The organism is Gemmatimonadota bacterium (genome assembly GCA_039715185.1).
Lineage (GTDB): Bacteria > Gemmatimonadota > Gemmatimonadetes > Longimicrobiales > RSA9 > DATHRK01.
On record JBDLIA010000140.1, the window covers coordinates 1 to 5064 of the forward strand.

Genomic DNA, 5064 nt, shown 5'->3' on the forward strand with positions numbered 1-5064 from the left:
CAGCCGGGACAGCTCGTAGCGCGCCAGCGAGCGCGCGTCCTCGGGCGTACGCGGGTTGAACGCCGACGGCGCTCCCGCGCGGCGATCCAGCAGCTTGGTTACCAGTTGCTCCAGGTGGGCGCGCTGCAGGTTGCGGCGGAAGCTGTCCACGTTGCGCGCGGCGCGGCCGTTCCAGCCCGCCTCGGTCCAGATGCCGCGGGTCAGCTCGTCGAACAGCTCGGCCACCGTCAGCGTGCCCTCGCCGTCGGCCACGCGCACCTCGTTGTCGATCATGCGGATCAGGCGACCGTTGTGCATGAGCTGCGACAGCAGGTTGCCCTGCACGAAGCCGACGGTGCCGTGGATCGGGTAGTCGACCGGCGGATTCCGGTTGGCGGTCCAGTCGGAGTAGCGATTGGGCGGGAGCTTGTTGAGCACCTCGGGAGCGATCTCGAACGCGCCCGGCGCGAACGCCTGGTCGATGATCAGCGCCAGGGCCTCACGCTCGCGCTCTTCCGGAATCGGCACGAACGGAGACTTGGCGTCCGGGTCGCCGCGGTGGTGACGGAAGAACTCCGACCCGCCGATCATCTTGGTGACCGGCACCAGCGCCTGCCAGCGCTCGAAGATGAGCCCCGGAACGGCCGAACGGAGACGCTGATAGCCGTCGTGCTCGCCGATCAGGCGGTCCTCCATCTCCGGGTAGATGCGCGCCACGAGATCGGCGCGGTCCCGGGCGTACGCCAGGGGGTCGGCGCTCAGGTCCCACGTGTTGCTATAGGGGTCCACGCCCAGTGGTCCGAGGTGCGTGTCCTCGTCGGTGTTGTAGGCGTGCAGAGGCTTGGTCGCCTCGCTCGCGATGGCCAGCAACACATCGCGCTCGTCCTCAGGGTTGGCCACGGGGTCGGTGCCCGACAGTGCGCCCTTGCCCTCGTCCTCGTAGATCGGCGTGTAGGCGTAGCGGATTGCCCACACGTCGTAAGAGCCCACCTCGACCATCGAGTAGAAGCCCTGCTCGCTCTCGTCGGCCTGAATGTTGGCGGGGTTGTAGTCCATCACGGACACCGCCAGGCCGTTCTCGCGCGTGTACTGCTTGTCGTTCAGCTTGTCCCAGGAGATCGCCGAGGACGCGCGGAAGTTGTGGCGCAGGCCCAGCGTGTGCCCCACCTCGTGCATGATGAGGTCCTTCAGCATCTCGGCCAGGTGGGCGTCGGGCATGGGCGAGGTGCCGTCGATGCGGCCCAGCGCGGCCATGGCCGCGTGCTGGAAGCCGAGCTGGTGCGCCTTGCCCATCTCGGCCAGGCAGACGTACTCGGCGATGTGACCGGGCAGCGACCGCGTGTACGCCTGCGCCTCGGCCATGCGGCCCCAGAGGCCGCCGGTGAACGGCGCGGCCGCGGCCGCTTCGGTTCCTGCCAGCGCCAGCGGCCCGATCTGCTGGGCGTACTCGTTGGCCCAGCCGGTCACGAATATCGAAGAAATCAGGATGTCCGCGTTCAGGATCTCCCCCGTGCGCGGGTCGACCTGCGAGGGTCCTATCGCGTAGCCCATCTCGTGCGCCGCGGTCCACCGCACGGTCGAATAGCGCGCGTCCTCGGCGCTCCAGTCCGGGTCGTCGGGCGCGTCCTTCGCCACGATCGCGTTGCGGAATCCCGCGGCCTCGTACGCCTTGTTCCAGGCCTCGATGCCGTCACGCACGTACCCCCGGTACTCGTCGGGCACGCTCCGGTCGATGTAGTAGACGACCGGCTCGACGGGCTCGGACACTGCCGCCGTCGGATCGGCCTTCTCCAGCCTCCAGCGGTTCACGAAGCGCACCATCGGCGTCGGCTCGCGGTCGCGCGAGAAGTCCCGCATGGCGGTGAGGAAGTGCCCGACGCGGTCGTCGGCTACGCGCGGCATCATCGGCTCCTCGGGAAGCGCGAATAGCGAGTACCGCACGCCGATCGGGATCGACCGGAAGTCGGACACGCCCGCGCCGCGCGAGGCGACCGGCGGGTCGTTCGCCTTGAACGTCAGCGCGGCGTCGATCTCCACGTTCTCCGGGAATGCCATCACGGTCGACAGGTAGCTGCGCCCCTTGTCGAAGGACACCGGCTTGTTGCCGTAGTAGCGCTTCAGGTTGTTGCCGATATTGGTGTAGTCCGACACGAAGAAGCTCGTGACGTCGATCACCAGGGCTTCGGTCGAGTCTTCCTGCGCCTTGACGTCGAAAGCCGCCACGATGGAGTGCCCGACGTTGTCCTCGAGCGAATTCAGCATCGCCGAGCCGGCATCGGCCGTGAAGCGGGTGTTCCTGTGCACCAGGTAGAGCTTGTCCCCATGGCGCTCGAAGCGCATTAGCTGCGCGCCGCTGCGAGGCAGCCCGTCGTGTGCGTTGTAGACCCCGACGCCCTTCGAGTAGTGGATGACCATGCCGAAGTCGGTATCGAGCTGCTCCGGCGCGATCTCCATGAAGAGCGTGTTGTCGCGCTTGACGTGGGTCTTGAAGAGCCCCTCGTGGGCCTCCGTGTCCTTGAGCACTTCTGAATACGGCTTGAACGGGCTGTCCTTGGCCGCCGCCTCCTGGGGTGACGGCTGGGCGGGCGCGGAGCCGCCGCCACAGGCCACCAGGAACAGGACGACGCCGGCGAACGCGGGGCGTGGGATAGACCTCATGGTACTCTCTCCCGTGGGATGCACGTGGTGAACGGATCCTTATCCAGGGCGCTCGCTGCGGGTGTCGAGGTGCCGCGTGGGTAGTCTGTGTCCGAAGCGTTAACGTTTCGTGGGATCATAGTACGACGGGCCTCAGTGGGGGCACCAGTAGAACAGGCCGCTACGCTGCCGTGACGACCCCCAGCAGATCCGTGAGCGCCCACCAGATCCACACCAGCAGGATGCCGGCCGGCACCACGAAGCGCAGCCAGAAAAGCAGGAATCGCCCGCTCGCCCGCGAGTCCGCGGCGGCTATGTGCGACAGCGCGCGCGCGCGGCTCAGGCACCACCCCACCGTCACCACCGCCAGCAGGGCCCCGAACGTCTGCACGCCCGAGCCGAAGGCCAGGTCCCAGGGGACGAAAATGCGCATGCTGATCATGGGCGGGACCGCCAGGACGAACACGATCGCGAGGCAGATGCGCACGGCCCGCCGGCGATCGATCCCCAGCGTGTCGGTGAGGCCCGCGACGAGCACTTCGAGCGCGGCGACGTCGGCCAGGAACGCCCCCAGGAGCAGCGCCAGGAAAAACAGCAGCCCGAAGAGCGCGCCGCCCGGCATCGCGTCGAAGACGCGCGGCAGCGTGTCGAAGATGAGGCCGGGGCCGCTGTCCGGCTCCAGGCCCAGCGCGAACACCGCCGGGAAGATGGCCAGGCCGGCCAGAAGACCGGCCCCGGTATCCGCAAAGGCGTGCCAAACGGCGCTGGATCGCAGGTCCACGTCGTGGTTCATGTAGGAACCGTAGACCACCATGAAGGTGCCGCCGAGCGACAGGGAGAAGATCGCCTGTCCGAGCGCCGCGGCCATCGCCCTGCCGGTAAGCCCCGACCAGTCGACCTTGAACAGGTACCAGGAGAGCCCTGCGCCAGCACCGGGCAGAGTAAGCGATCTGACGATGACCAGCAGCAGGATCGCGCCCAGGGCCGGGACCAGCAGACGGCTGGCGCGCTCGATGCCCGCGCGGAGCCCCTTCGCGACGACCGCGGCCGCGGCGACCAGAACGACCCCGCTGGCGATCACCTGCAGCGCGAGGGAGCGGGCCTCGAAGCCCGCGTCCGGGGGAAGCACCGCCGCCGCATCGAGTCGGGCGCCGATCACAGCGCCGGCCTGGCCGACGGCGAACGCGAGCACCCAGCCGACGGCGACCGAGTAGTACGCCATGGCGGCGGCGACCACGACGAAGAAGAACCAGCCGGCGGCGCGCCCGAAGGGCAGCCCCGCCCGCGCGTACGCGCCTACCGGACCGCGTCGCGTCTCGCGGCCGAGGGTCCATTCGGCCATCACCGCGGGCACACCGATCGCCACCACGCACAGCACGTAGAAGGCGACGAAGGCGGCGCCGCCGAAGCGCCCGGCCAGGTACGGAAAGCGCCAGAAGTTCCCCAGCCCGATGGCGACCCCGACGGTGGCCATGACGGCCGCGGCGCGGGAGCTGAACAGCGTGCGGCGCTCGGTGGCCCCTGCCCCGCCCGGCTCGACGCCGCCCGGGCCGCTCGTGGCGCCGTCGGTCACGCGGGTGGGGTCGCGCTCGCGCCCCGGGGCGCGCCGATCAGCAGGTCGGCGAGCGCGTCCAGCGCCACGTCCACCTCGTCGAGCGTGTTGTAGGCGTGGGGTGACAGCCGGATCACGGGGCCCCGCGCGGAGGCGAGGACCCCCCGCTCGCGCAGCGAGACCTCTACGCCCGCCGAACCGCCCCGGACGTCGTGACACAGCACGGACGTGGTGGGCGTGTGGGGAGCGCCTGGTCGAGGCGCCGCCAGCACCGAGAGGCCCCGCTCGGCGGCGCCGGTCCTGGTCGCCTCGGCGAGCGCCGCGGTCCATTCGCCCACCTGCGCCATGCCGAGGGCACTCAGCTCGTCCAGCGCCGCGCGCGCCACGTAGGCGGGCAGGATGGGGGGAGTGCCCGTGTCCAGGCGGCGAGCCCCGTCGGCCCAGTCCAGGCGGCGCGGGTCGTACGCGAACGGCTCGCTCCGCCCGAACCAACCGGTGACGGCCGGTTCCATGGAGGCCCACGCCTCCGGGCGTACGTAGGCGAAAGCGATGCCCGCGGTGCCCAGCAGGTACTTCACGCACCCGGAGGCCAGCACGTCCACCCCCAGCGCCGGCGCGTCCACGGAGCGGGCCCCCGCGACCTGGTACGCGTCGCAGAAGACCAGCGCCCCCACCGCCCGGGCCCGCTCCACGACCGGAGCCACGTCGGGCATGTGGCCGGTCAGGTAGAGGCCCAGGGGGATCGACACGATGCGCGCGCGCTCGTCGATCGCGTCCACGTAGGCGCCCACGTCGATGGTGCCCGCCGGCGCTTCTATCTGGTGCACCCGAGCGCCGCGCCGCTCCTGCGCCAGCCACACGTGCGCCACCGTCGGAAACTCCGCGACCGAGCTCAC

The 5064-nt window shown here is 70.2% G+C and carries 3 protein-coding genes; all 3 read right to left on the reverse strand.

The features are described from left to right. Window positions 1-2637: zinc-dependent metalloprotease (locus tag ABFS34_15670; protein ID MEN8376867.1), on the reverse strand; the 2637-nt coding region annotated here is incomplete at its 3' end. Between the two features lie 160 nt (window positions 2638-2797). Continuing rightward, window positions 2798-4189 carry a sodium-dependent transporter gene (locus tag ABFS34_15675; GenBank protein ID MEN8376868.1) on the reverse strand — a complete coding sequence of 464 codons (1392 nt, stop codon included), beginning with the start codon at window positions 4187-4189 and terminating at the stop codon, window positions 2798-2800. Further along, a partial coding sequence (locus ABFS34_15680) for an aminotransferase class V-fold PLP-dependent enzyme (GenBank protein ID MEN8376869.1) occupies window positions 4186-5064 on the reverse strand: 879 nt, incomplete at its 5' end. The genes ABFS34_15680 and ABFS34_15675, both read right to left, overlap by 4 nt.